The organism is Pseudacidobacterium ailaaui, from assembly GCF_000688455.1.
GTDB classification, from domain to species: Bacteria; Acidobacteriota; Terriglobia; order Terriglobales; family Acidobacteriaceae; genus Pseudacidobacterium; species Pseudacidobacterium ailaaui.
The window spans coordinates 2,091,575-2,116,742 of sequence record NZ_JIAL01000001.1 but is presented as its reverse complement, the minus strand read 5'-3'; the positions used below and the strand labels follow the sequence as shown (position 1 = coordinate 2,116,742).

The 25,168-nt window shown below is 58.7% G+C and carries 22 protein-coding genes; 11 read left to right on the top strand and 11 right to left on the bottom strand.

Going from position 1 to position 25,168, the window contains the following annotated elements; all coding sequences use genetic code 11:
- Positions 1–22 precede the first annotated feature (22 nt).
- Entirely contained in the window at positions 23–1,783 is a 1,761-nt protein-coding gene (locus tag N655_RS0109370) for a proline--tRNA ligase (protein ID WP_026442779.1), read from the top strand.
- 43 nt (positions 1,784–1,826) lie between these two features.
- Here N655_RS0109370 and N655_RS0109365 read toward each other — a convergent pair whose 3' ends face one another.
- Positions 1,827–2,843 carry a tetratricopeptide repeat protein gene (locus N655_RS0109365; RefSeq protein WP_026442778.1) on the bottom strand — a complete coding sequence of 339 codons (1,017 nt, stop codon included), beginning with the start codon at positions 2,841–2,843 and terminating at the stop codon, positions 1,827–1,829.
- 37 nt (positions 2,844–2,880) lie between these two features.
- Positions 2,881–5,532, bottom strand: coding sequence for a DNA topoisomerase (ATP-hydrolyzing) subunit B (gyrB, locus tag N655_RS0109360; RefSeq protein WP_026442777.1), 2,652 nt, complete (start codon positions 5,530–5,532; stop codon positions 2,881–2,883).
- A 284-nt stretch (positions 5,533–5,816) separates the two neighbouring features.
- Between gyrB and N655_RS0109355 the strand changes: the two genes are divergently transcribed.
- Positions 5,817–6,674, top strand: a complete 858-nt coding sequence (locus tag N655_RS0109355; protein ID WP_026442776.1) for a hypothetical protein — start codon at positions 5,817–5,819, stop codon at positions 6,672–6,674.
- Between the two features lie 10 nt (positions 6,675–6,684).
- Here N655_RS0109355 and N655_RS0109350 read toward each other — a convergent pair whose 3' ends face one another.
- Both N655_RS0109350 and alkB read right to left on the bottom strand, forming a co-directional pair.
- A complete protein-coding gene (locus N655_RS0109350; protein ID WP_044935643.1) occupies positions 6,685–7,122 on the bottom strand; it encodes a YybH family protein in 438 nt (145 codons plus the stop codon).
- 20 nt (positions 7,123–7,142) lie between these two features.
- Positions 7,143–7,793: a DNA oxidative demethylase AlkB gene (gene alkB, locus N655_RS0109345; protein ID WP_026442774.1), complete on the bottom strand. Its 651-nt coding sequence runs from the start codon at positions 7,791–7,793 to the stop codon at positions 7,143–7,145.
- Between the two features lie 77 nt (positions 7,794–7,870).
- On the opposite strand from alkB, the gene N655_RS21030 reads away from it, so the two are divergent.
- The 4 genes from N655_RS21030 (at position 7,871) to N655_RS0109325 (ending at position 11,360) form a co-directional block, all read left to right on the top strand.
- Positions 7,871–8,005 carry a hypothetical protein gene (locus tag N655_RS21030; RefSeq protein ID WP_285222251.1) on the top strand — a complete coding sequence of 45 codons (135 nt, stop codon included), beginning with the start codon at positions 7,871–7,873 and terminating at the stop codon, positions 8,003–8,005.
- 160 nt (positions 8,006–8,165) lie between these two features.
- Positions 8,166–9,338 carry a GumC family protein gene (locus tag N655_RS0109335; protein ID WP_069955817.1) on the top strand — a complete coding sequence of 391 codons (1,173 nt, stop codon included), beginning with the start codon at positions 8,166–8,168 and terminating at the stop codon, positions 9,336–9,338.
- 48 nt (positions 9,339–9,386) lie between these two features.
- A complete protein-coding gene (locus N655_RS0109330) occupies positions 9,387–9,932 on the top strand; it encodes a DUF4337 domain-containing protein (RefSeq protein WP_026442772.1) in 546 nt (181 codons plus the stop codon).
- A 96-nt stretch (positions 9,933–10,028) separates the two neighbouring features.
- Complete coding sequence (locus tag N655_RS0109325; protein WP_026442771.1) at positions 10,029–11,360, top strand: hypothetical protein; 1,332 nt, start codon at positions 10,029–10,031, stop codon at positions 11,358–11,360.
- 43 nt (positions 11,361–11,403) lie between these two features.
- On the opposite strand, the gene N655_RS0109320 is transcribed toward N655_RS0109325, so the two are convergent.
- Positions 11,404–14,181, bottom strand: a complete 2,778-nt coding sequence (locus tag N655_RS0109320) for a M16 family metallopeptidase (RefSeq protein WP_044934338.1) — start codon at positions 14,179–14,181, stop codon at positions 11,404–11,406.
- Between the two features lie 141 nt (positions 14,182–14,322).
- Between N655_RS0109320 and N655_RS0109315 the strand changes: the two genes are divergently transcribed.
- Both N655_RS0109315 and N655_RS0109310 read left to right on the top strand, forming a co-directional pair.
- Positions 14,323–15,591, top strand: a complete 1,269-nt coding sequence (locus N655_RS0109315) for an alkaline phosphatase family protein (RefSeq protein WP_026442769.1) — start codon at positions 14,323–14,325, stop codon at positions 15,589–15,591.
- Between the two features lie 17 nt (positions 15,592–15,608).
- A complete protein-coding gene (locus tag N655_RS0109310; RefSeq protein ID WP_026442768.1) occupies positions 15,609–16,523 on the top strand; it encodes an N-acetylglucosamine kinase in 915 nt (304 codons plus the stop codon).
- 4 nt (positions 16,524–16,527) lie between these two features.
- On the opposite strand, the gene N655_RS0109305 is transcribed toward N655_RS0109310, so the two are convergent.
- The 5 genes from N655_RS0109305 to N655_RS0109280 form a co-directional block, all read right to left on the bottom strand.
- Positions 16,528–17,091 carry a GNAT family N-acetyltransferase gene (locus N655_RS0109305; RefSeq protein WP_026442767.1) on the bottom strand — a complete coding sequence of 188 codons (564 nt, stop codon included), beginning with the start codon at positions 17,089–17,091 and terminating at the stop codon, positions 16,528–16,530.
- A gap of 36 nt (positions 17,092–17,127) precedes the next feature.
- Complete coding sequence (locus N655_RS0109300; RefSeq protein WP_026442766.1) at positions 17,128–18,864, bottom strand: electron transfer flavoprotein-ubiquinone oxidoreductase; 1,737 nt, start codon at positions 18,862–18,864, stop codon at positions 17,128–17,130.
- A 235-nt stretch (positions 18,865–19,099) separates the two neighbouring features.
- Positions 19,100–20,077: an electron transfer flavoprotein subunit alpha/FixB family protein gene (locus N655_RS0109290; protein WP_026442764.1), complete on the bottom strand. Its 978-nt coding sequence runs from the start codon at positions 20,075–20,077 to the stop codon at positions 19,100–19,102.
- 92 nt (positions 20,078–20,169) lie between these two features.
- On the bottom strand, positions 20,170–20,454 hold the full coding sequence (locus N655_RS0109285; protein ID WP_026442763.1) for a hypothetical protein: 285 nt from the start codon (positions 20,452–20,454) through the stop codon (positions 20,170–20,172).
- Positions 20,455–20,505: 51 nt separating this feature from the next.
- Positions 20,506–21,408 (bottom strand): electron transfer flavoprotein subunit beta/FixA family protein, encoded by a 903-nt coding sequence (locus N655_RS0109280; RefSeq protein WP_238324622.1) that lies wholly within the window; start codon positions 21,406–21,408, stop codon positions 20,506–20,508.
- A gap of 509 nt (positions 21,409–21,917) precedes the next feature.
- Here N655_RS0109280 and N655_RS0109270 point away from each other — a divergent pair.
- A complete protein-coding gene (locus N655_RS0109270) occupies positions 21,918–22,136 on the top strand; it encodes a hypothetical protein (RefSeq protein WP_026442761.1) in 219 nt (72 codons plus the stop codon).
- Positions 22,137–22,242: 106 nt separating this feature from the next.
- Positions 22,243–23,493 (top strand): transcription termination factor Rho, encoded by a 1,251-nt coding sequence (gene rho / locus N655_RS0109265; protein ID WP_026442760.1) that lies wholly within the window; start codon positions 22,243–22,245, stop codon positions 23,491–23,493.
- Between the two features lie 129 nt (positions 23,494–23,622).
- On the opposite strand, the gene N655_RS0109260 is transcribed toward rho, so the two are convergent.
- On the bottom strand, positions 23,623–24,231 hold the full coding sequence (locus tag N655_RS0109260) for a DJ-1/PfpI family protein (protein WP_026442759.1): 609 nt from the start codon (positions 24,229–24,231) through the stop codon (positions 23,623–23,625).
- Positions 24,232–24,375: 144 nt separating this feature from the next.
- On the opposite strand from N655_RS0109260, the gene N655_RS0109255 reads away from it, so the two are divergent.
- A complete protein-coding gene (locus N655_RS0109255; protein ID WP_026442758.1) occupies positions 24,376–24,861 on the top strand; it encodes a hypothetical protein in 486 nt (161 codons plus the stop codon).
- Positions 24,862–25,168 lie beyond the last annotated feature (307 nt).

Sequence of the window (25,168 nt, the reverse complement as noted above, 5' to 3'; positions counted from 1 at the left end):
TCACATCCAGAAAGCGCACATCATGCACCGTTGGTCCAGGCTTTTTGTTCCTACTCTCCGGGAAGCTCCGGCAGATGCCGAGGTCCCCAGCCACAGGTTCCTTGTCCGCGCCGGATACATCCGCCAGCTTGGGGCAGGCATCTATTCGTATCTTTTTCTTGGGCACCGCTCCATTCAAAAGATCATCGGCATCGTGCGCGAGGAGATGGACAAGATCGGGCAGGAGTTTCTGTTGCCCACGCTGCATCCGGCCGAGCTGTGGCAGGAAAGCGGACGCTGGACGGGCATGGGGCAGAACATGTTCCGGCTCCAGGACCGCAAGGGAGCATGGCTCTGCCTGGGCATGACGCATGAAGAGGTCATGACCGCCATCGCCCGCAATGAGCTGCGCAGCTATAAGCAGCTTCCGCAGATCTGGTATCAGATCCAGACCAAATTCCGCGATGAACCGCGTCCGAAATCCGGCCTGCTGCGCGTGCGACAGTTCATCATGAAGGACAGCTACTCCTTCGACCTCGACGCCGCCGGTCTGGACAAAAGCTACGACCTGCACGACCAGGCCTATCGCACCATCTTTACGCGCTGCGGCCTGGGCTTTGTCGCCGTTGAGGCCGACTCCGGCGCGATGGGTGGATCGCAGTCGCAGGAGTTCATGGTCTACACCGACGCTGGCGAAGACCTGATTGCGAGCTGCGCAAAATGCCATTACGCTGCCAATCTGGAAAAGGCCACCTCGCGCCTTGCTCCCGTCACAGAGCTTGCCCCGGTCGGCGACGGCAAACCGGAACTGGTCCATACTCCGGGCATTGCAGCCGTGGCCGATGTAGCAAAATTCTTCGGCATTTCCGAGGCGCAGGACATCAAGTGCGTCGCCTATATGGCCGAGAGGAAGAGCACCCAGGGCGAACCGGCTTGGCGCCCGGTGGCGGTCTTTCTGCGCGGCGACCACCAGGTGAACGAAACCAAGCTGCTCGCTCTTGTCCAGGCTTCTGACCTGCGCCCGATGCAGGCCGAAGAACTGGAACAATACCTGCACGGGCCGGCAGGATTTCTGGGCCCGATCGGTCTGACACCGGCGCAGTCCCTGGATGAGGAGGGCCTCGCCGTCATTCTGGACCATGCGCTCGAAGGCCGCCAGAACATGGTCTGCGGAGCCAACAAGCTCGATTACCACTACCGCAATGTCACCCCAGGCCGCGACTTCCGATGGACCCTGGCTGCCGATGTACGCAACGTGGCCGAGGGCGAAGGCTGCCCCCGCTGCGGCCAGCCGCTGAAGGTGGCCAAGGCGGTCGAAATCGGACACATCTTCAAGCTGGGTTACAGATATTCCGAGAGCATGGGCGCGCGTGTACTCGACCAAAACGGCAAGGAAGTCACGCCCATCATGGGCAGCTATGGCATCGGCATTGAACGCATTCTGACCGCCTGCGTGGAGCAGAACCACGACGCCAACGGCTTCTGGCTGCCGCGCTCCATTGCTCCGTTTGACGTAGTTGTAACCATCACCAACGCGGCAGATGCAACCCTGCTGGCAACAGGCGAACGGATTGCCACCGAGCTGGAGGCAGCCGGATTTGATGTGCTGCTGGATGATCGCGATGAACGCGCCGGAGTCAAGTTCAAGGACGCCGACCTCATTGGCGTCCCCTATCGCATCAATGTTGGGAAAAAGACCGCCGAAGGCAAGGTAGAACTTGTGACCCGGGCCACGGCATCCAGCGAAGAGGTAGCCATCAGCGAGGTGGTTGCGGCGCTACAGAACGCCGCCGTCGTCGTCTAGCCGAAAGCTGGCTGCGGGCTGGATTGTAGGGCGCGCCCTCCGTTTATCTCTGACCGGCCATCAACCGGCCCAGTGCATCCATCATCTGCCGGGACTTTTCTCTGTCTCCGAGCTTGCGGTAGGCTTCGGCCAAACTCGTATACACGGCCCGGTTGCGCGGCTCCAGGCGACGGCCAATCTCAAGGTGGGTGACCGCGTCCCGCGGCCGGTCTTCCATCAAATACAGTTTGCCCAGAGCAATCTGTGCCGTCGAGTAGCCCGGCTTCAGCGCGACAGCACGTTCAAGCAGCGTCTGTGCTTCATCAAACTCGGGCTGCCCGGGGACCGCTCCTGCGTGGATCAGCACCTCGGCCAACAGATCAAGCAACACGGGGTCGTTATTTCCGGCACGGATGCCCGCGCGGGCTGTACGAATGGCTTCGGGGACGCTGCCGGCAAAGAGGTTTTTCTGCGTCAGGGCAAGATACGCAAGACTTGTTCCGGGAGCGAGTCCGGCCGCCCGGGAAAATTCCGCCTGCGATTCCACATCATTTCCGGTCTGGGCCAGAAACATTGCCTTTTCATAATGCAGACGGGCCGATTCGGGAAGGTTCTTGAGTCCTTCGCTGACTACCTGCAAGCCAAGAGAAAAATTCTTCTGGTCCGTGCAGGCATCGGCGAGGAAGGCGTAGAGCTTTTCGTCTTTGGGGGCCAGCGCTACGGCACCATGAAATGCCTCCAGCGCCTGCTCCGTCTTCCCTTCTCCGAGATAGGCCTGCGCCAGCAGATTTTTGAGTCGCGCACCGCCATATCCGGAAGACTGCATAGCTTCCAGCAGGCCGATGGCCTGGTCGTACTCGCCGAGTCCAACATAGCAGAGCGCCAGGTTGAAGCGCGCTGCAAGTCCCGGAGCACGCTGCAAGTGGGGGACGGCCTCGGCCAGCCTCCCCTGATGGATGAGGGCCACTCCGGTTTCAAACTCGGGGTCGGGGGAGGACTGGGCCGCCATCGGCACACGGACAAAAACAAGACAAGCCACGCTCGCAAGAAGAATGCCGGCGCAGAGAGTGTTCTTGATCATGCCCAGTCTCTCCCGAGGCCGCTGCCGGTGACGTTTCTCAGATGTCCAGGTTTTTTACATCCAGAGCGTTGTCCTCAATAAACTTGCGGCGGGCTTCGACGTCTTCACCCATGAGCGTGGCAAAGATGGTCTCCGTCTCGGCAATGTCTTCGAGCTTGACCTTGAGCAGAGTGCGGCGTTCGGGGTCCATCGTGGTTTCCCACAACTGCTCGGCCGTCATCTCGCCCAGCCCTTTGTATCGCTGGACCTGGTAGTCGCGGCGGCCCTGCTCAATCACGTACTCAAACAGCTCCCGCGGGGTCTGCTTCTCCACCGGATCATGCGAAGCGCGTCCGGCACGTTTGGGTGCGGGTCTGCCCGCCTCGGCCTCGCCGGTGGTTTCACCTTCGCTTTCTTCCGGGTCCGGTTCAGCCTGTGCAGCTTTGCCCGCATATTCGATGAGAAAAGGCGGCTCCATCGCGTCCTTGATCTGCGCATATTTGGCGAGCATCTGGCGCGTTTCCGGTGCAGAGGCAAAGGCCCAGTCCATTCTGCGCTCGGCCCCCTGCGCATCATGGAAGATGAGCGACCAGGTCTGGTGTTCCTCATCATAAGCGGGCCTGTCCAGCGACTTAAACTGATATTTTTTCTCTATCTTCTTCAACTCGTCATACAACTGGGCCAGCTTGGGCGGTGCGACCTTTGCATCGCCCTCAAAGTCGCTGCGCCGGACCGGCTCTTTCCCTTCATGGGCAAAAAGCCTGGCAAAGAGCCCGGTCACTTCTTCGTTACGGATCCGCTTATTGACCTTATCAAAGAAGCCCAGATACTCATTCAACTGGCCAATAAACTTCGTCAGCGCCGCACCTTCCAGCCTGGTGGCGTTTTCACCGTGACGGACAATCATTCCGTCTGAGGCGCGCTTGACCATAACCCGGACAAATTCGCGGTCGTCCTTAATATACTGCTCGAACTTGCCTTTCTTGATGCGATAGAGCGGCGGCTGCGCAATGTAAACATGCCCGCGCTTAATCAGCTCGTTCATGTGGCGGAAGAAGAAGGTGAGCAGCAGCGTGCGGATATGCGATCCGTCCACGTCGGCGTCGGTCATCAGAATAATCTTGCCGTAACGCAGCTTGGAGGCGTCAAAATCGTCCTTGCCGATCCCTGTGCCCAGCGCCGTGATCATGGCGCGGATTTCCTCATGGCCCAGCATCTTGTCATAGCGGGCCTTTTCCACGTTGAGAATTTTTCCCTTGAGCGGCAGGATGGCCTGGAAGCGGCGGTCGCGGCCCTGTTTAGCGGTCCCGCCTGCGGATTCACCCTCGACCAGGTATAGCTCGCAGCGCTCGGGCTGGCGTTCACTGCAATCGGCCAGCTTGCCAGGAAGACCGCCGGAGTCGAGCGCGCCTTTGCGACGGGTCAGATCGCGGGCCTTCCGGGCCGCTTCGCGGGCGCGGGCAGCTTCAATGGCTTTATTGATGATGCGGCGGGCAATGGGCGGATTCTGTTCCAGGAACATGCCCAGTTTCTCGTTCACCAGGGCCTGGACGGTCCCGGCAATATCAGAATTGAGCTTGCCTTTGGTCTGCCCTTCAAACTGCGGCTGCGGCAGTTTTACGCTGATGACGGCCACCAGCCCTTCGCGTACATCGTCTCCAGAGAGGTTCTCCTTCACGTCCTTGAACAGGCCCATCTGCTGGCCGATGGCATTAATGGTGCGCGTCAGCGCTGTACGGAAGCCGGAAAGATGCGTGCCGCCATCCACGGTGTTGATGTTATTGGCAAAGGAAAAGACCGTCTCCGAGTAGCCATCGTTGTATTGGAGCGCGATTTCCATGTCCACGCCGTCGCGCAGCGCCTCCATCACAATCGGCTTATCATGCAGCACCTGCTTGCCCTTATTCAGGTGCTTCACAAACTCGGCAATGCCGCCCACGTATTTGAACTCGGCCCGCTTTGCCTCGCCGGTCTTGGGATCGGTAGTCCGTTCATCGGTCAGCGTAATCTCCAGCCCCTTGTTCAGAAAGGCCAGTTCGCGCAGCCGCTGGGCCAGAGTGTCGTAGTTATACTCTGTGGTGGTGAAAATGGTCTTGTCGGGCAGGAAATGTACTTTCGTGCCCCGCTTCTTTGACGTACCAGTCTGCCGCAGCGGTGACACAGGCAGACCGCGTTCGTAGTCCTGCTCGTAGGTGTGGCCGTCGCGCCAGATCTCGACATCAAACTCTTCGCTGAGGGCATTGACGCAGGAGACGCCCACGCCATGCAAGCCGCCGGAAACTTTATACGTAGAAGAGTCAAATTTTCCGCCAGCATGCAATTTGGTAAGCACCACCTGCACGGCGGGCATCTTTTCGCCATTTGGCAAAGTCATCTCATCCACGGGTATGCCGCGGCCATCGTCAATGACCGTAATCGAGTTGTCTACATGGATGATGACGTCAATCTTCTTCGCATACCCGGCCAGCGCCTCATCCACAGAGTTGTCCACGACCTCATACACAAGGTGATGCAGGCCCATTTCACCGGTAGAACCGATATACATGGCCGGGCGCAGGCGGACCGCTTCCAGCCCCTCAAGGACCTTGATGTTCTCTCCTGTGTAGTTCTTTTCCTGACCATTGGCCGCCTTGTGGCCATTGGCTGGGGAGGAAGACGGCTCCAGATCATTCAGGGAAGTCGTTGAAACGGCAAGCTCTTTGGTGGACATGGAACTCCGGTGAGCAGCCCCTCGCGGCCAGACCCGGCCAGACTCAGGTAACAGATTGATAGCGAAGAGGTTTCTGCCCGTAATTTCTTACTAAATTATAGCACTCACCGGGGTCGAGATTTCCTCTCTCGCAGAGTAAGGGTCCCCTTAGTAAGGGGGTGCAATTACTTAAGGAAGATCTGGCTGATTGACGTCCTTGTCTCTGCTGGACTTCCCTATTACTCTAGTGAGTCAGAGTAATATTTGGCGGCAAAAAGAGCACGAGAGATGGACCGTTCGAAAAGATGACGTTTTTGGCCCAAAGCTCGCCAGACCAGTTGGCCAATAGCCTGGAATTCTGTCTCTGGCTGCTGGTCCTGGCTGGATATTTCCGGGCCAGGGGCCGCCTGCTCTCCTTGTCCCTGGGCATCTTGCTGGGCATCCGCACGCTGGCGGCGGCCATCAGCGTGGCCATTTCTTTCCATCATCCGGCTTGGGCCACTTCTCTTACCGCAACTTTTTACGATGTTCGCTGGACCGCAGCTCTGCTGGGCTTTGGGGCCCTGCTTTTCGCCCTGCGCGAGATTTTCCAACATATCATCGCGCCCCTGCCCGGTCTGACTCACGTGGGCAATATCGTTTTCCGTTGGGTCCTGCTGGTCTCTCTTCTTCTCTCCTGTGCGGTCGTGCTGCCCTCCTTTTTCCATTCGCACAGCAACCATCTGGACTCCATCCTGCTTCAGATTGCGACCGGATGGTGCGCCCTGGAGCTTTGCCTGCTGGCATTCCTGCTGCTGGCCGCCCATGCTCTGGGATTTTCGCTGCGCAGCCGCATCTTCGGGACCTGTGTGGGGCTGGTGATGCTGGCGCTGGCCGATATCGCGTACTTTTCCCCCGGACCAGACAATGCCACCCCGGCGATTTTCCTCATCGGAGACGTGGCCACCTTCTTGTCCCTGCTGACATTGATGGTTTATTTCCTATTGCCGGAGGCGGCCCGGGAGTTTTCTCATTCTCCCATGAAGACCCTGATGCGCTGGAATGATCTGGCCCTTGCCCTCCATCCCCAGGAAGAGCCCCAGGAGGAGCGTACAGGCTTCCTGCACGATGTGGAGAGCATGGTGGAGCGGGTATTGGCAAAGAATGCGGTAAAAAACCAGTAATCCAGACCGGCTAACTGGTGTGGTCCAGGATGATCTTCCATCCTTGCGCGGTTTTTTCCCAGACCAGCGAAAAAATACCACTTGCCTCTCCTCCGCCTGCGGCGCTGCGGGCCAGATGATATTTGCCCGTAACCACGGCGTAGTCCGGCCCGAGCGGACGGACCTGAATCTCAGAAAAATCCAGCGTTCCCATGTTCTCTTTTGTTGGGTAACTACGCTGATAGCGGTCCAGGACCTGCTGCCATCCATACTGAATGCTCCGGCCGATAAAGGTAGTGTCCGGCGCATTTTTATAACCCTGCATGAAAGCAGGAAGATCGCCACGATTCCAGGCCGCTACCTGGGCGGCGAGCACCTTGCGGATGCTGACGGAAGCATCCTGCGCACGGAGCACAGGACCGGGGAGCAGCAGAAGCAATGCAGCAAGAACACCTTGATGGACCTTCATGAACAGCATTCTGCCACGCTTTATCCTGCTTTGCGAAAGGTGAGGTTAATGCGGTACGGACCGCAGACCGGATGGACCGCGGCCTTCAGGGGAAGAACACCATGAAAACGCAGGCGAGCAGGGCCGCCCCAGACAATCACATCGCCATGCGCGACCGGGATGCGTTCTGCTTTGTCGGCGCGCTTCTCTCCACCAAAGAGAAAAACCGCGGGGATCCCGAGAGAAACAGAGACGATAGGCTGGGAGAAGTCACGCTCGTCCCTGTCCTGGTGCAGAGAGAGTTTTGTTCCTGCCTCATAGCGGTTGACCAGGCAGGCATCGGGCCGAAATGAAGGAAAGCCCGCCTCGTTCGCGGCATCGATGGCGAGGCGAAGAAACGCCTCCGGCATGGCGGGCCATCTTTTTCCGCTTTCCGGATCGACGGGGCCATAGCGATAGCCGGACCGGTCTGAGATCCAGCCAAGGGGGCCACAGTTTGTCATGGCCACGGACATGCGGCGACCTCCGGGGGTAAGCATGTGCCGGAATGGGGCCTCGGCAGTAATTTGCCTGAGGGCCGTGAGGATGGAGGTCTCCTCTCGGAGGGCAAATCCGTGCAGAAAGACGGCCCCGGGGGCCAATCTCTCCTTTTGCGGACATGCATTACCGGCAGGAAAAAGCGGAAATGTCATGGCATGGAAATGAAATCACGCATAAGGATAACCCAGCGGAGCTTTGGAGATCTCTTATGGATGCAGGAGGTATGTTTATGCCCAACACAGTGGGAGTCCTCCTTCTTTTCGCTCTGGTGTTTCTGGCTGCGATCCTTTGGGCGACGCACGGGCACACCGCGGACACAGACGGCATGGGCGACGTCACCGGACATCCGGGCAAAGACGTATAAACCGCCTGCTGGCGTCTTGCCTGCCATCCAGTTTCTGGTAGCCTGAGAAAGATACGGTCCCCGACTGGCAGCGAATGAACACGACCACCGAAGAAGTCAGGCAGGAGCAGCAGCCAGCCATCGTCAACGGCCCCAGATACATCCTTCCCAGGATGAGACGATGTCCCTTCTTGATTTGCTCATCGTTCTGGCCAGGCGGAAGTGGACGATCGTAAAGACCACTGTAGGCCTTGCGCTCCTTGCCTTCATCGTCTGCCTTTTTCTTCCCAAAAGCTACACGGCCAAGACGGTGGTATTGCCTCCGCAGCAGAATTCCTCGCTGGCTTCTTCTTTTATGTCCCAGCTTGGATCACTTGGTTCTCTGGGCGCCTTCGCCGGCTCCAGCATGGGACTGAGAGACCCCAATGAGATGTATGTGGCGATGTTCAAGAGCCGCACCGTGGAAGATGCCATGATTGATCGCTTCCATCTGATGCAGGAGTACCACGAGAAATATCTTTCAGCCGCGCGCAAGGCCTTTGAAAGTCATGCCAAAGTGGAAGCGGACACAAAAGACAATCTGATTACGATCTCCGTTGAGGACCATGACCCCAGGCGTGCTGCAGAGATGGCCAATGCATATGTCGATGAGTACAGGCGGCTGTCCCAGCACCTGGCCATCGGAGAGGCGGCGCAGCGCAGGCTCTTTTTTGAGCAGCAACTGGAACAGGCCAAGGACAACCTTGCCAATGCAGAAGAAGCCCTGAAGGAAACACAGCAGAAGACGGGCATGATCCAGATGGACAGCCAGGCGCGCGCGTTGATTGAGTCTGCGGCGTCACTCCGCGCGCAGATTGCGGCCAAAGAAGTCCAGCTGCAGGCCATGAAGAGCTATGCCACCGACCAGAATGCCGAACTGGTCCAGACGCAAAAGGAGCTGGACGCGCTGCGAGCGCAACTGGCCCAGCTGGGCGGCAACACGGATGCGGGAAGCGCCGGCCTGATTGTTCCCAAGGGGAAGGTGCCAGAGGCCGGTCTGGAATACGTACGCAAGTATCGAGATGTAAAGTATTACGAAACCATCTTTGATATCCTGGCGCGGCAGTACGAGCTGGCCAAGCTGGACGAGGCCCGTGAGGGCGCACTGATCCAGGTCGTGGACCCGGCGACGGTCCCGGACTATAAATCCTTTCCCAAGCGCGGCCTGATTACGCTTCTTGCTGCCCTGGCTGGGCTTTTTCTCGGGATTTTCATCGCGCTGGTCCAGGAGGCACTGGCACGCATGAAGGCTGATCCGGAGCAGGCGCAAAAGCTGGGCCTGCTGCGAGCGGCGCTGCGCAGAACGGCCTCCTGATTCCGCCCCAGCCGCAAAGCAGCGATTTTTACTTTCTGCAAGGACCCTATGGAACCGGACGAAGTACACGAATTGCACGAACATCATGAGCAGGCAGAAAAAGACCGCAGCCTGCGCCCTGTGACCTTTACCATGAGTCTGCTGGCGGTGCTTGTCGCCGTGGCAACGGTGCTTGGCCACCGGACACACTCAGAAGCGATCCTGGCGCAGGCCAAAGCCAGCGACCAGTGGAACGAATACCAGGCAAAGAAGATCCGTCAGAATGAGACACAACTGACCGCCGACCTGCTTGCCACGCTGGCAACGCATGACCAAAATGCAGAAAAGCTCATCGAAAATTACAAGCAACACATGAGCAAATGGGCCGGTGACCTGGGCGAAGAACAGGACAAGGCCCATGAACTGGAATCCGAGGTGCGGCGAGCAGAACGGCGCGGGGGCCGCTTTGATCTGGGCGAAGTGCTGCTGGAGGTTGCTCTGGTCATCACCTCCATCACACTGCTGACCCGCCAGCGGCTGTTCTGGTTTGCTGGGATGATCTTCGGGGCCATCGGGGTCCTCATCAGCGCGAGCGCCTTTCTGCTGCCTGGATGACTTTCCAGCGGCGGTCGGGGTGGGCACGTCCCACTTCGTTCATCTCGATTTAAGCTTGGCGCTCTATATTCAGGCTCTGGTTCGTCCAAAGAGCAGATGCCTTCCAAACTGTCCTGTTCCCTCGTCTTGTCTTTGCTCGCCTGCGGCGGGGCCTTCTGCTGCCGCGCGCAGGACGCTATCGTCCCCGCGGGTGTCCCGCTGCGCATTCAGGTGGACCGGCGCTATCTTATCGATACGGGCACAAAAGTCGAAGGCCATTTGATTGCACCCGTTTACCTTGTAGACCGCGAGGTCCTGCCAGTCAACACGAAAGTCAGCGGATCGGTCATCGCAACCCAGCCGGTCCGGGGCAAGGAGCGGGCAGACGCGCTGCTGAATGGAGACTTCACTCCATTACGGAAACCTGAGCTGCGCTTTGACGCGATTACGCTGCCTGATGGCGAAACGCTCCCCATCGCGACCCAGGTGACGCAGCGGGACGGAACGGTGGTGAAGATGAAGGCCGGCAAGAAGTCCCTGAAGCAGCAGGCAGAGGAGGCAGTAAAACAGCAGGAGCAGGAGGCACTGGACCAGGTGCGGCAGCCGGGAAAGACCGACCGCCTGTTGCGGATTCTCTTCTCCCAGCTTCCTTACCATCCGCAGCGCATCTGGCCCGGCACCCAGTTTGATGCCGATCTGACTGCTCCGCTGCGCATTCCGCAAAAGGCCCCTTATACTCCGCTGCCGGTGCAGCCGCCCGGGAAGAAACCTTTGACGGGGCTAATTGAAGCACGACTGACGCAGGACCTGAGCTCGGCGACGGCCCGGCAGGGCCAGCCGATTGACGCCGTGCTGACCAGGCCCCTGCTCGACAGCACGAAAAAGCAGGTACTGTTGCCGGAGGGAACACATCTGGAAGGGGTGGTATTGCAAGCCAGACCAGCGCGCCGATTTGCGCGTAATGGCAAGCTGCGCTTCACCTTCCGCCGTGTGGAGCTGCCGCAGACGGCGGCTGCGCCTGTGCCGAAGCCTGGACCCCGGCTTGAATCCCCCCAAAGCGGAACGGCGTCTGCTGGGACTGACCAGGTGGTCCACGGCCGCATGATCAGCTCAGAGACCGACCGCAGACAAAATGTCCAGATTGACTCCGAAGGCGGCGCCAAGGCCACCGGCGGCCCGGACAAATACGTTGCTCCCCTGGTGCTGGGGCTGCTGGCAGCCAGCGTGGCGGAGGGGGACAATGACAACGTGGTAAAAAACGGAGTGACCGGCAATGGCTTTGGCCTGATGGCCCGCGTTGCCGGCATGGCGGCAGCCAATAAGCAGGTTTCTATGGGCTTTGCCTGCTATGCGCTGGCAAAGTCTGTTTACAAGCGCTGGATTGCGCGCGGAAGCGAACTTACCTTTCCGAAAGACACGCGGATCCAGATCGAACTTTCTGAACGCTGAAGATCTCTCCCCTGAGAGCCGTGCGGCCTCAGGGGAGGAAATTCTACTTTTTTACCAGCTCAACATCGGTGGTCCACTCTTCAATCGGGCCCAGGTTGAGTTTTTCAATCTGGGGCCGGATCTTGTCCTTGTCGCCTACGGCCACAAAGACCATGTTCTCTGGGTGGATATATTTGAGCGCGGCCGCAGCGGCCTGTTCGGAAGTGACGGCTTCGATCCTGGCCGGATACGTACGGTAATAATCGAGCGGCAGGTTGTAGGTAAAGATGTCCGCCATTCTACCTGCGGTCTCTTCTACGGTCTCGAAGTCACCGGGCACAGAACGGATCAGGTAGTCCCGGGACATCTTCAGCTCCTCTGCTGAGAGCGGCGTGGTGCGGATGCGCTCCAGCTCAGAAGCCAGCTCATGGAGGGCAGGCCCGGTCACATCGGTGCGCACCGAGGCCCCGGCGAGGAAAGGCCCGGGACCGCGCAGGAACTGGAACATGCTGAAGGCGCCATAGGTATATCCATGCTCCTCCCGCAGGTTCATATTGATGCGGCTGGAGAAGAGTCCGCCCAGCATGGTGTTGACGACATTCAGCGGCGCATAGTCCGGCGTCGAGCGGGGAGCTCCGACCCCGGCGGCCCAAATGGCGGTCTGCGGAGCGCCAGGCATGTCCACCAGAATCACGTGACGCTGTGGAGGAGCCGGGGCCGCAGGCGGCTGGGCAGCCGCGCCCTTCGCCGACCAGGAGCCGAAGTATTTCTCGGCCAGGTCACGGGCCTGCTTCTCGGTCAGGTCTCCGGCAAAGACCAGGGCGGAGTCCGACGGCGCATAACGCGCCTTCCAGAAGCTGGCCAGATCGTCTCGGGTAATGGCCTTCAGCGAGGCTTCCGTGCCGATGCTGCGATACCCATAGGGGCTGTCGCTGCCGTAGATGGCCCGGTTGGCCACGGAAAAGGCAATCTGGACGGGTTGGTCCTTCATCTGCAAAAGCGAGGTGAGGCGCTGCTTGCGGATGCGCTCAATCTCTTCATCGCTGAAGGCCGGATGCAGGACCACGTCAGAGAGCAGGTCGAGCGCCGGACCGGTGACGTTGCTCAGGGCGCTAATCTGCACATAGGCAAGGTCACTGGAGGCGTTCTTGGCAAGCCTGGCCCCAATCTGATCGGCATCGTCTGCAATTTTTGTGGAACTGCGGCTGGCCGTACCTTCCGTCAGCATGGCGTTGGCGAAGGCAGCCACGCCCGGCTTTTGTACCGAGTCTCCTTCACTGCCGCCCAGCGTCACCAGGGACGCGCTGAAGACCGGCAGGTTGTGCGACTCAACAAGATAGACTTTCAGGCCATTGGAAAGAGCGAAGACCTTCGGCTCAGGCAGGGTGGGCCTTGGCAGCGGACCGGGCTGGGGCGGCGTCTTGCGCCATGCCTGGGCGGCCTCAAACTCCGGCGAATATTCCGGCGTGATCTTTACATTTGCATCTGTATCCGCGGGGCTGCGAGGGACGTCCTGTACGACTTTCGGGCCGGGGACCCCATAGACGGTGACGCGCTGGTCCTGCTTCAGATGCGCCTGCGCGAACTGCTGCACGCTTTGCGGCGTCAGGGCATCGTAGCGGGCCAGATCTTTAGGCAGGTAGCCGGGATCACCCGTGTATTGGTTGTAGTAATTGAGGGTATCGGCGATACCGCCAAAGCCACCCACGCGCTGGAGGCCGCGGATCCGGCCCGACTGGGTGACAATCCGGGCGCGCTCGATTTCCGCCTGTGTGGGGCCGTTCTGCAGGAACTCCTCGATGACTTCGTTGGCTGCCTTTTCCAGCTGCTCCGGAGTCACGCCGGGGCGGGCCACCAGCTCGCAGGTCGTCCAGGACTGGAGCGCCTGGGACTGGTTGTAGCAGGCCACGGACTGGGCAATCTGCTGCTGATAGACCAGCTTCTGATAAAGCCGGCTGGTCTTCCCTCCGCCAAGGACGTAGGCGGCGGCATCTCCTTCAGCATCCCCGGGCGCAAAGGCCGGAGGCGTGAGCCACGCAAACAGGACCTTGGGCAACTGCACCTTGTCGGTGACCGTGAGGCGCTTTTCTGCGGTGATGGGTGGCGTGGTCACCTGGACCTTTGGCACGTCCGGACCTTTGGGAATGGGGCCGAAATATTTCTCAATCAGCGCCTTCGTCTTTGCCGGGTCGAAATCGCCCGCAATGGCAATGGTGGCATTGTTGGGCGCATAGTAAAGCTTGAAGAACTCGCGGACGTCTTCCAGGCGCGCGGCCTCAATGTCGGCATGCGAACCAATGACATCGGCGTGATAAGGATGGTCGGCGGGAAACAGCGCGTGCATCAGGGCCTCGTCCACCAGACCGTAAGGCTGGTTTTCGATGCTCTGGCGGCGCTCATTGCGGACCACATCGCGCTGATTGGTCAGCTTCTCGCGGTCGAGCGTATCCAGAAGAAAGCCCATGCGGTCGCTTTCCAGCCACAAGGCCAGCTCCAGTTGATTGGAAGGCAGGGTCTCAAAGTAGTTGGTGCGGTCAAAGGAAGTGGTGCCGTTGATGTCAGAGGCACCAGCGGCCTCAAGATATTTGAAGTGCGCCTTCTCGCCGACATGTTTCGAGCCTTCAAACATCATGTGTTCAAAGAGGTGGGCAAAGCCAGTACGGCCGGCGCGCTCATTCATGGGGCCTACGTGATACCAGATGTCCACTCCAACAATGGGCAGGCGATGGTCCTCAGAAAGGATGACCTGGAGGCCATTGGGTAAGGTGTAGCTTTCGTAGCGGATCTCCGGCACCTTCAATTTCGCGGTTTCTGAAATGCCGGTCATGGTGGAAGCAGCCATAAGAAAAACTCCTAAAGTACGGAAATGGCTTTTAGGCATCGATGTGCGCCCTCCCTCTCAGTGCGCAAACTGCTGAAAACCTGTAACAGGGATGATAACAGGGGCCGCCATCCATTACTCTTATGGGAGTAGACGAAGCCCATGAAACACCTCCGGCTGTTGCTCTCTTTCCTTGTTCTGGCGCTCCCTGCGGCCGCGCAGCAGATTGCCCCGGTCATCACGGTAGACCACGGCCCGAATGCACTGGTCCAGGAACAAAAACATTACGTGGTGCTGGTTTCGCTGGATGGCTTCCGCTACGACTATGCGAAGAAATATGGTGCTGTGCACCTGCTCGATCTGGCCCGGCACGGGGCCAGCGCGCCGGACGGAATGCTCCCATCGTATCCTTCGTTGACTTTTCCCAATCATTACACGCTGGTGACGGGGCTTTATCCGGAGCATCATGGCATTGTCGCCATGAGCTTTTACGACCCGCAGCGGCAGGAGCGCTATGCCTACAACGACCCCAAAAGCAGCACAGATGGCTCCTGGTACGGAGGCACTCCGCTGTGGGTGCTGGCCGAGCAGCAGGGGATGCGCGCAGCCTGCTTCTTCTGGCCGGGCTCGGAGGCGGCCATCGGAGGCGTGCGCCCCACATATTATCTGCACTTCGATGACCGGTTCCCTGATGACAAGCGAATCGCACAGGTGCTGGCGTGGCTCAAATTGCCAGAAGACCAGCGGCCCCACTTCATCACCCTTTATTTTTCAAACGTAGACCATGCCGGACACCAATACGGCCCGGACTCTCCACAGGTGGCCGATGCGGTCAAACATGTGGACGAGATGGTAGGAAAGCTGCACGAGGGGCTGGAGGCGCTGCACCTTCCGATTGACCTCATTGTTGTGAGCGACCACGGCATGGCCAAGCGTGAAGGCGACTGGATCACCTTGGACCAGTATGCGGACCTCTCTCATCTGATTACAGTTGGTTCCCTGCTCTATGCCAATGCGGACTCAGACGCCGAGCGGGTCTACCAGAAGCTGAAGGCCGCAGATGGAAAATTCATGGTCTACCGGCGCGCGCATGTGCCCGCATGGCTGCACTACAATGACAATCCGCGCATCGGAGACCCGGTGGTAGTTGCCGAAGGACCGTATGCCATCCGTGCACACGGCCCCCCTGCGGGCGCAGAGGACCATGCTCCCAACCTGGGTGTGCACGGATATGATCCGCGCGAGATGCCCGAGATGAAAGCCATCTTTTATGCCAGCGGCCCCGACATTCGTCCCGGAGTCACGCTGAAGCCTTTTGAAAATGTGAATGTCTATCCATTTATCGCAAAAATTCTGCGGCTGACGGCGCCCCCAACGGACGGCAGCCTGAACATACTTTCCACCGCCCTCACAGAAGCGGCCCTGCAATAAAGAAACACTCGAAAACGATGGCCTATTATTTAGGATTCGACGCAGGCGGCACGAAGACCGACTGCGCCCTCGCCGATGAGAACCGCATCCTGGCCCGCGCGCAAGCCGGAAGCATCAAACCGCTGCGCGTCTCGGCGGAACAGGCGGAAGCCAACATGCGCGCCCTGTTGCGGGAGATCGCGCGCCAGAGCGGCATCAACCTGAAAGAGATTGCTGTCTCCTGCGTGGGGACGGCCGGAGTCCGTCTGCCGCAGACCCGGGAATGGATGCAGCAGCTCATCTCAAAATATGCCGGGGGAGAGATCCTGGTCTGCGGCGATGAGGCCACGGCACTCGATGCTGCCTTTCCCGGACAGGCGGGCGTGCTGGTCATCGGCGGCACGGGATCAAACATTCTGGGGCGGACAAGCACAGGAGAAACCTTTAATGTAGGCGGATGGGGCCCGGTCCTGGGCGATGAAGGGTCCGGCTACTGGATTGGGCTGGAGGCGCTCAGGGCCGCCTGCCGCGCGCACGACTTTGAGCGGCCTACGATGATCCTGGAGCGTGTGATGCATTTCTGGGGTGCCTCGACCCTGGGCGACATCGTCAATAAGGCCCACAGCACGCCTACGCCGGACTTTTCTCAGCTCGCGCCTTTGGTGGTTGCATGTGCGGAGGCGGGCGATGCGGTGGCGCTGGAAGTGCTGGACCTGGGCGGACGCATTCTGGGCGAATGCGCCACTCATGCTGTCCGCCGGCTGCGCGCCCTCGATCCAGATGCGCCCATGCCCCGTGTGGCCTATGTCGGTGGCATTCTGAAAAGTGTGGGCTTTGTGCGGGAAAGCATGATTGCCGCAATTCATCAGAGTCTGCCCATGGTCCAGATGCTGCCGGAAGCTGTGGACCCTGTGATGGGGGCCTTGTGGCGCGCCCGAAACCGGGTCCGATAAAAAATCAATCCGGCACTTGGTCCGGCACCATGATCTTTTTTGCCATCCTTTTCACGGAAATGCTCAGACCACCGGGCAGCGGGACCTCGAAGCAGTCCAGCACCTGATAGCCATGGGCCGCATAGAGCGGAACACCGGGCAGCGTCGCGGCCATCTCCAGGGTCTTGAATCCGGCCTGACGTGCGGCCTTTTCGCAATGTTTGAGCAACGCACTACCCACGCCCCTGCGCGCAAAGCCGGGATGGGTAAAGAAGGCCCGGATACGCGCAGGATCGCGTGCTGGGTCAAGCAGAACATCGTTTCGAAAATGGCCAAAGTGGCTTGCCCCACAGAGGGTGCCGCGTTGACTCCAGCCTCCACATCCGGCCATCTCCTCATCCATCTCGGCAACATAGTAGGTACGGTCAGCAATGAGCTGCGTGTCCACACCGAAAACAGAATGTACGGCGGCCTCGATCTGCTCCGGAGAGTACCAGCCTGCCTGCAGCTCACGCACCGAGCGCTCAATCAGATCTGTGAGCGCAGGAACGTCGTTGTTGGTTGCAACGCGAATGAGGATCGAAGGCATACAATTCCGTGAAGCGACTCTGGCCCGCCGCCGGTGTTACATCCCATCATAATTTGGGCCGCCGCCTCCCTCGGGAGGGACCCAGTAAATGATCTGGTAGGGGTCCATGATGTCGCAGGTCTTGCAATGGACGCAGTTGGCAAAGTTAATGTGCAGTTCCTTGCCCGAAGGCGATTCCGATGACTCGACCATCTCATAGACGGCCGCCGGGCAAAAATACTGGCAGGGGCTGCCATATTCCTCGATACAGCGCGTGTTACAGATGTTCAGGTCAGCGACGACAAGATGCGTGGGCTGGTCATCCTCATGGCGCGTGCCGGAGTGGTAGACATCGGTGAGCCGATCAAAGGTCAGCTTGCCGTCACCCTTTGCATTGTAGAGAATTGGCGCGCGATCGCCGGGCCAGCTGCCCAGTTCATCGAGCGGTCTCAGACGCAGATGGCCTGCTTCATTCTTTGAATCGGGGCCAAGATTGCTGCCGCGCAATACAAACTGGATTCCGGCCTTGAGGATGCCCTCCACACGCCCGTGCTCGAAGGCCTGATGGAAGTTGCGGACCGGGTATAGCTCGTCGCGTACCCAGCTTGCATCCAGGGATGCTTTGTATTCACTCAGCGTATCGGCAGAGCTGTCGCCGGACACCAGTGCGTCGAAGGCGGTCTCTGCGGCGAGCATCCCAGTCTTGATGGCGAGATGGATGCCCTTGAGCCGCTGCGAATTCAGAAAGCTGGCCGAGTCGCCCAACAGCATCCATCCATTGCCGTAGATGCGCGGAATGGTCAGCCATCCGCCATAAGGAAGAGACTTCGCGCCGTAACGCAGCATCTTTCCGCCTTCCAGAAGGCGGCGCATCAACGGGTGCTCCTTGAAGGACTGGAGGGCGTGATGAGGGTCCACACGCGGATCTTCGTAATCGAGTCCGGTGACGTGGCCAAGCGAGATTTGCGTGTCGCTGACGCCGTAGATCCAGGCGCCGCCATATTCTTTTGTCGTCAGCGGCCAGCCGAGCGTGTAAATGACCTCGCCTTTGGCGACGCGCCCTGCGGGGACCTCCCAGAGCTCTTTGACGCCAAGGCCGTAGGTTTGCGCGTGCTCGGGATCTTCAAGACCGAGGCGCTCAATCAGCTGCCTGGCGCAGTTGCCGCGTGTTCCCTCAGCAAGGACCGTAACTTTGGCGCGAAGGTCATATCCCGGCTCAAAATTTGCTTTCGGCTGGCCATGCTTGTCTACGCCCTTATCGTCCGTGCGCACGCCGATGACACGCGCCAGCTCCGGGTCCCGACTGTCATCTTCAAACAGAAGCGCGGAGCCAGCGAATCCGGTAAAGACGGTAATGCCAGCTTCTTCGACCTTCTGGCCCATCCACTTGACGAATTTGTTGAGCGAAATGACGTAGTTCCCATGGTCGCGCAGAGGTGGAGGGACGATGGGCAGCTTGCGCGCCTTGTCTTTGCTGAAGAAATAGACTGATTCCTTGGTGACCTCAGCGTCGAGCGGCGCTTCACTCTCGAAGCCGGGCAGCAGCTCGCGCATCGAGCGCGGATCCAGCAGCGCACCGGAGAGGCAGTGCTGGCCCACCTCGCGCGCCTTCTCCAGCACGTAGATGTTGTCTTTGGAGAGCTGCGCGTCAGGATGGTGCGCGTTGTGCTCATCGATGAGCTGCGCAAGACGCAGCGCACAGGCCATTCCGGCCGGACCTCCGCCGATGATGACCACATCGGCCTCCATCTGCGGACGCTCTATGCCTTCGAGAGGTTTGCGAAAGGTAATCATAAGACTGCCCGTCCCGGGACATGCGCTGTGCGCAGGGCCCGGACTGATCGTTGTACTTGAAGCAATCGGCTTTGAGCAATCGCCTGCACCGGGCCTTCTCTTGAGGGGTCTCCAGGACCTCTCCCATGTTTTCTTCGCCCGGCTTCGGGCCCATGCACGGCCTTGCCTGTTTCTGTTTCGGCCCCCTTCAGGCCCTGGGCTTGCAGCGGCATGGAGACCATGGGAAAAAGAAGCACTACGCTTTGGTCTTCTTGATCTCTTCAGTCAATGCAGGAACAATCTCGAAAAGGTTCCCGACGACCCCGACATCGGCAATTTCAAAGATGGGCGCTTCAGGGTCTTTGTTGACGGCGACAATCGTGCGTGAGCCTTTCATCCCGACAATGTGCTGAATCGCGCCGCTGATGCCAAGGGCAAAGTAAAGCTTGGGTGCAACTGTCTGGCCCGACGAGCCTATTTGCCGCTCCAGCGGGAGCCAGCCGTTGTCGCAGATGGGGCGTGAGGCGGCCACCTCTCCGCCTAGCGTTTTGGCCAGCTCTTCGGCCAGGGCAAGGTTTTTCTGCTCCTTGATGCCGCGTCCGACGGCGACGATGACCTCGGCCTGCGAGAGGTCCACGGCCTGTTTGGCCTCCTGAAAGACCTCATGCGGGGTGACGCGAGGTGTGGTTTCCGCAGCAGCAACATGTTCTACCGGGGCCGTGCCGGCCACAGCCTGGTCGCCACGAAAGGCCCCAATCTGGATGGTGGCCAGCCAGGGCGCGTCTCCGGCAAAGGAAACATCAGCAGCAAACTTCCCCTGAAACATCTGCCGGGTAAAGAGCAGTTTGCCATTTTCATACTTGTAGCCGATGGTGTCGGAGACCAGCGCGCGGTCCAGAGCCAGCGCCAGACGCGGCGCGAAATCGCGCACCTGATAGGTGTGCGGAAAGAGCACCAGCTTCGGCTGCTTTTGCTGAATGAACTGCTTCAGTGCAAAGACATATGCATCGGAGGTGTAAGCGGCCAGTGAGGCGGCCTCCAGCACATAAACACGCGCAACGGACTTCTGCGCAAGCTCCTGCGCAAGTGATGCGATGCCGCTTCCGGTCAGCACCACTTCAACGCCCCATCCAGTTTCTCTGGAGATGGACTGCGCGGCGGCAATGGTCTCAAACGAGACGCGGTTGAGTTTGCTTTCCCGCTGCTCTGCGACGACAAGAATTGTGTCTGCCATACGCGCCTTAAGGGGAGCCGGAGCTCCCCCTTGGATTGCTGACCGCTTTTGCCCATACGCCGAGGGCGTGCTGACCGGTTTTCTACCGACCGCTAATAGCTTGCAAACTCCTGGCGTCCGCGCTTGAGGAGCGTGCCCCACAGGCCAAAGACCACGGCCATGACGGCAGCAAAGATGTCATAGTAGACCATCGGATGGATTCCGGCAGGCGAGTAGGTTGCATCCTGCCCGGACCACAAGGTGAGCAGCACGGCAAAAAAGGCGAACTGTCCGCCGATGACTTGCAGGGTCAGTCCCCACTGGCGGCGCTTATCAAGCGCCTCAATCTCCGCCGGAGTAAGATTGCGTTCTTCTTCAGGAATGTTCAGATTGGCCATAAACGACTCAAAATTCCTTGAAAATAACTATGCACAACATTAAAGCATGAACTAGAGTACCCTTGCTGTGTTTTTGAGATATTCCACGACCTTGCGGGCTGCTTCCGCCGGAGGCCCTTCGACCATCTCCGTCTTTTTCTGCTTTACCGGAACATAGAGACGCTCAATTTGCTGGAGGTTTTGGCCGAGCTTCGGTTCGACTTCAACCCATGTGACCTTGCGCAGAGGCTTGGTTTTGGCCTGCTTGATGCCGATGAGCGAGGCATAACGCAGCTTGTTGATGCCGCTCTGGATCGTGAGCACCGCCGGCATTGGCATATCAATCCACTGGTAGTGCCCGGCCTCCAGCTCACGCTTCAGGCGCAGTCCGGAGTCGGTCTTTTCAATGCCGATGATGATGGTAGCGTGCGGAAGTCCGAGGACTTCGGCCAACAGGACGCCGGTTTGTGCCGCTCCGAAATCGTCCGATTGCAGGCCGGTCACGATCAGATCGAAGTTCTCCTCGGCAATGGCCGCGGCAATGGCGCGCGCCGTGTTGACGGAATCCAGGTGAACAAATCTGTCGTCTTCCAGATGAATGGCACGGTCAGCGCCCTTGGCCAAGGCCTCCCGCAGCACCTGCTGCGCCCGCGCGGGGCCTGCGGTGATGACAACGACTTCGCCGCCGTGCTTTTCCTTCTGGCGGAGGGCCTCTTCGAGCGCATAGGCATCCGGCTCATTGACCTCATAGGAAACATCTTCCCGAATCCATGTCCCCGCCTCGTTGAGCTTCAGCGGAGCGTCCTTTTGCGGCACCTGTTTGATGCAAACCAGAATCTTCATAAGCGAACGCGCCAGTATACCGGATTTGGCCCGGACGGGCAGCAGGGCCGGCCCAGCAGCGTCCCCAATGCAAAAAGTGTTCCACGTGGAACATTTTGCTCCCAAGACCGGAAAGACGCGATTCGTATGCATGGGTCATGGTTTCCTGCTAAGCAATTGAATCTGAAAGAGATGCATTCGATCGGGAAGCCTGGTCTGCAGGGATGGAAAGATTTCCATTTCCGGAAGAAAAATATATATGGCCAATAAAAAAAGTATTGACCTGCTGCCCGATGCGATTTAAGTTGAAAAGTGCCGTTCATGCATCTGAGCGACTGGGCAAGCAAGGCCAGACCAGTCCGCCATGACAGGGACCTTCTCAAAGAAGAACAAACGGGCCCTGGTTTACAAAAGCAGCACAAACCGTGACTTGGCCCTAACTTGACGCATGCCGGGTTGCGTCCGGCCACTGAGAAGGGGCCGGAGTGAAAGAAATAATTTTTGTGACCAAAGACGCTTGCTGGCGCGTCTAATTTGTTAGAGTTTCCGGGACAGCGAAACGAAAACCAGCCGCAATTGCTGCGCGTTTCCGCCCGGCGGTCCACTGCTTACGATTTGAAGCCCGGACCGTAGCATCTGCTTCATATAAAGGGAGAAATACCATGCGTTCTGAACTGGTTTTTGGGGCTTTGACCCATGTTTCCAACCGTTATCAGCTCTGCCAGCTGGCTTCTAAGGCCACCCGCAAGCTGCACAAGCCGAATACGCGTGTACAGGACACCATGAACGATGTCATGGTCCGCTTTCGGCATGAGAACCCTGTGGCCTCCGTTGTGGCAGCGGACCAGAAAACACCGGCCCAGCAGCGTCGTGCGGCATAAGCCGCACCCTGCTGGCTTTTTGTGTTTTCATAGATTCTGCAACGTCAACATGAATTCCTTCCGGTAAACAACCTTCCCAATACCATCTGACCCTCCGTAGGTGACAATGACCATCTCCGAACTGAAAGAAAAAAACATAACAGAGCTGAGCAAGATTGCCCGCCAGCTTGAGATTCCGGGTGCCAGCGGCCTGCGCAAACAGGACCTGATCTTCAAGATCCTTCAGGCACAGAGCGAAAAAGAAGGGCACATCTTCGCCGAGGGCGTGCTGGAAATTCTGCCTGACGGCTATGGCTTTCTCCGCTCCCCGGACTATAACTATCTGCCTGGTCCTGACGATATTTACGTATCGCCGTCCCAGATCCGCAAATTTGATCTGAAGACCGGCGACACGATCAGCGGCAACGTCCGTCCTCCGCATGAGGGCGAAAAGTACTTTGCACTGGTCAAGATCGAGGCCATCAACTTTGAATCGCCCGAGGAAACACGCAACAAGATCCTCTTCGATAATCTGACGCCGCTCTACCCAGAAGAGCGGATCAAGATGGAGACTGTCCGCGACAACATCAGCGGGCGGGTCATGGACCTGCTCACTCCGATCGGCAAAGGGCAGCGCGGACTGATTGTTGCCCCGCCGCGCACCGGCAAAACGATGCTGCTGCAGTCCATCGCCAACTCCATCACCGCGAACCATCCGGAAGTCGTGCTGATTGTGCTGCTCATTGACGAGCGGCCTGAGGAAGTGACCGACATGCAGCGCTCGGTGAAGGGCGAAGTCATCAGCTCGACCTTCGATGAACCGGCGGCGCGCCACGTACAGGTCGCGGAAATGGTGATTGAAAAGGCCAAGCGACTGGTCGAGCACAAGCGTGATGTCGTCATCCTGCTGGACTCGATTACGCGGCTTGCGCGCGCCTACAACACCATTGTCCCGCCCTCGGGCAAGGTGCTTTCCGGCGGTGTGGACTCCAACGCCCTCCAGCGGCCGAAGCGCTTCTTTGGTGCAGCGCGCAACATTGAGGAAGGCGGCTCGCTGACCATCATCGCTACGGCCCTGGTGGACACGGGTTCGCGTATGGATGAAGTGATCTTTGAAGAATTCAAGGGCACAGGCAACATGGAAATCATCCTCGACCGCAAGCTCGTAGACAAGCGCGTCTTCCCAGCCATTGATATCCAGCGCTCCGGCACCCGTAAGGAAGAGCTGCTGATTCCCAAAGAAGACCTGCAACGTATCTGGGTACTGCGCAAGGTGCTGAACCCGCTGTCTCCAGTGGAAGCGATGGAACTGCTGGTAGACAAGCTGGGCAAGGCACGCAACAATGCCGAGTTCCTGCAGAACATGAGTTCGCTCTGAAAGAAGGACCCTCCAGAGCCAAGGCCCGCTCTCTCCGGAGCGGGCCTTCTGCTTTCAGGAAACAGCGACCGCAGAACAGGCCGCGGATCCTGCTGCGGGCAGCGATCTCTTGCACGGAAACGGCAGGAGCTACTTCTTTGCCCCTACCGGTTGCTCCTTGGAAGCCAGATGGGCCTTAAGCACGGCGTGAAACTTTTTGAGCCATTCTGGATGCGCAGGCCAGGCTGGCGCCGTCACCAGATTGCCATCAGCGATGGCATCGGTCATGGAGAGGTCCACGTATTCTCCGCCGGCCAGCCGCACTTCAGGCGAACATGCCGGGTAGGCGCTCACTTGTTTGCCTTTGATGACTCCTGCGGCAGCCAACAACTGCGCCCCGTGGCAGATGGCGGCGATGGGCTTCCCTGCCTCTGCGAAGTGGCGGACGATCTCCAGCACACGTTTGTTCAGGCGCAGATATTCGGGCGCGCGGCCACCGGGGATGACCAGCCCGTCGTAGTCTTCGGCCCGGACCTCAGAGAACGTCGCATTCAGGGCAAAGTTGTGTCCGCGCTTTTCAGAATATGTCTGGTCACCTTCAAAGTCATGGATGGCGGTGCGCACGGTCTGGCCCGCTTTCTTGTCCGGACAGACAGCATGGACTGTGTGTCCAACCATCTGAAGGGCCTGGAAAGGCACCATGATCTCGTAGTCCTCCACGTAATCTCCTGCGAGTAGCAGCAGCTTTGCTGTGCTCATCTGGGTGCAACCTCCTGCTTCTGTACTTTACTTCTGTACTTTATGACATTTTTCTGTGGCCATAGGGTGCAGGAAATTTGTTACGTACCGCCCTTGCTCCTCACTATATCGCCGTGACAAGCGGTGTCACATCTGAGGAGGAACATGTCTCAAAAAAAGTTGTTTTCTCTGTTGCTGCTTTTCTGTTTTGTCTCTCCAGTGCTACGCGCCGAAACTTCCAGTACTCAGGAACTGGAAGCAAAACAGAGTGTCCGATCACCGATAAAAATTTATCTACGCTCGTGCCTGACGGCAGTAAAGGCGGCCCTGGCTGCCCACCAGGATACAGCACCTCTGAAAACCTGCGAAGCAGCGGACCCTGCGATGAAGAAACCGGATTCTGTGGCAAGTTCCTTTCTTGTGATCGAGGGCGACCAGGTGGTGGCGCTGGCCAATACAACCAGCGGCGAGCAGTATGCCATTTCCACCCAGCAGGACGCGTTGAAAGAGCCTGCTCCTTTTCCCTTCCCCGAGGAAGGGAAACCGCGTCCTCACATGATGGGCGAGGGGTGCCAGTGGTTCTGGTGCTGTCACAATGAGTTTTGCTGCTTCTGGATCGGGAAAGGCTCTCCCATCTGTCACGGGATTTAGTTTGCAGCATGGCGTGTACAGGAGCAGTTCTCCACAGAAAGGACTCTATTTCCACAGCAGAAAATTTTCGATCCCCCTTGTATTCGTCCAGAACGGGAGTATGCTTCAAATCACCGGAAGAGAGATCTTCCAGTAAAGGAGAAGGCAGACAGGCCATCCACGCTGGGACCGGAAACGGGCCCAGCCGAAACTGTCAGGAGACTGACTGGTTTTTGGGACGCCTGGGGCTTACGCAGCGGCATTACATCAGAGGGACCATGGAAAGTGCAGGCCGAAAGACCTGTGGCTCCGGTCGTACTGAAGTGAT

Coding starts and splice junctions, on each gene's coding strand:
- N655_RS0109370 (WP_026442779.1), top strand. CDS start 23: ATGCACCGTTGGTCCAGGCTTTTTGTTCCTACTCTCCGGGAAGCTCCG.
- N655_RS0109365 (WP_026442778.1), bottom strand. CDS start 2,843: ATGATCAAGAACACTCTCTGCGCCGGCATTCTTCTTGCGAGCGTGGCT.
- gyrB (WP_026442777.1), bottom strand. CDS start 5,532: ATGTCCACCAAAGAGCTTGCCGTTTCAACGACTTCCCTGAATGATCTG.
- N655_RS0109355 (WP_026442776.1), top strand. CDS start 5,817: ATGACGTTTTTGGCCCAAAGCTCGCCAGACCAGTTGGCCAATAGCCTG.
- N655_RS0109350 (WP_044935643.1), bottom strand. CDS start 7,122: ATGAAGGTCCATCAAGGTGTTCTTGCTGCATTGCTTCTGCTGCTCCCC.
- alkB (WP_026442774.1), bottom strand. CDS start 7,793: ATGACATTTCCGCTTTTTCCTGCCGGTAATGCATGTCCGCAAAAGGAG.
- N655_RS21030 (WP_285222251.1), top strand. CDS start 7,871: ATGCCCAACACAGTGGGAGTCCTCCTTCTTTTCGCTCTGGTGTTTCTG.
- N655_RS0109335 (WP_069955817.1), top strand. CDS start 8,166: ATGTCCCTTCTTGATTTGCTCATCGTTCTGGCCAGGCGGAAGTGGACG.
- N655_RS0109330 (WP_026442772.1), top strand. CDS start 9,387: ATGGAACCGGACGAAGTACACGAATTGCACGAACATCATGAGCAGGCA.
- N655_RS0109325 (WP_026442771.1), top strand. CDS start 10,029: ATGCCTTCCAAACTGTCCTGTTCCCTCGTCTTGTCTTTGCTCGCCTGC.
- N655_RS0109320 (WP_044934338.1), bottom strand. CDS start 14,181: ATGGCTGCTTCCACCATGACCGGCATTTCAGAAACCGCGAAATTGAAG.
- N655_RS0109315 (WP_026442769.1), top strand. CDS start 14,323: ATGAAACACCTCCGGCTGTTGCTCTCTTTCCTTGTTCTGGCGCTCCCT.
- N655_RS0109310 (WP_026442768.1), top strand. CDS start 15,609: ATGGCCTATTATTTAGGATTCGACGCAGGCGGCACGAAGACCGACTGC.
- N655_RS0109305 (WP_026442767.1), bottom strand. CDS start 17,091: ATGCCTTCGATCCTCATTCGCGTTGCAACCAACAACGACGTTCCTGCG.
- N655_RS0109300 (WP_026442766.1), bottom strand. CDS start 18,864: ATGATTACCTTTCGCAAACCTCTCGAAGGCATAGAGCGTCCGCAGATG.
- N655_RS0109290 (WP_026442764.1), bottom strand. CDS start 20,077: ATGGCAGACACAATTCTTGTCGTCGCAGAGCAGCGGGAAAGCAAACTC.
- N655_RS0109285 (WP_026442763.1), bottom strand. CDS start 20,454: ATGGCCAATCTGAACATTCCTGAAGAAGAACGCAATCTTACTCCGGCG.
- N655_RS0109280 (WP_238324622.1), bottom strand. CDS start 21,408: ATGCATACGAATCGCGTCTTTCCGGTCTTGGGAGCAAAATGTTCCACG.
- N655_RS0109270 (WP_026442761.1), top strand. CDS start 21,918: ATGCGTTCTGAACTGGTTTTTGGGGCTTTGACCCATGTTTCCAACCGT.
- rho (WP_026442760.1), top strand. CDS start 22,243: ATGACCATCTCCGAACTGAAAGAAAAAAACATAACAGAGCTGAGCAAG.
- N655_RS0109260 (WP_026442759.1), bottom strand. CDS start 24,231: ATGAGCACAGCAAAGCTGCTGCTACTCGCAGGAGATTACGTGGAGGAC.
- N655_RS0109255 (WP_026442758.1), top strand. CDS start 24,376: ATGTCTCAAAAAAAGTTGTTTTCTCTGTTGCTGCTTTTCTGTTTTGTC.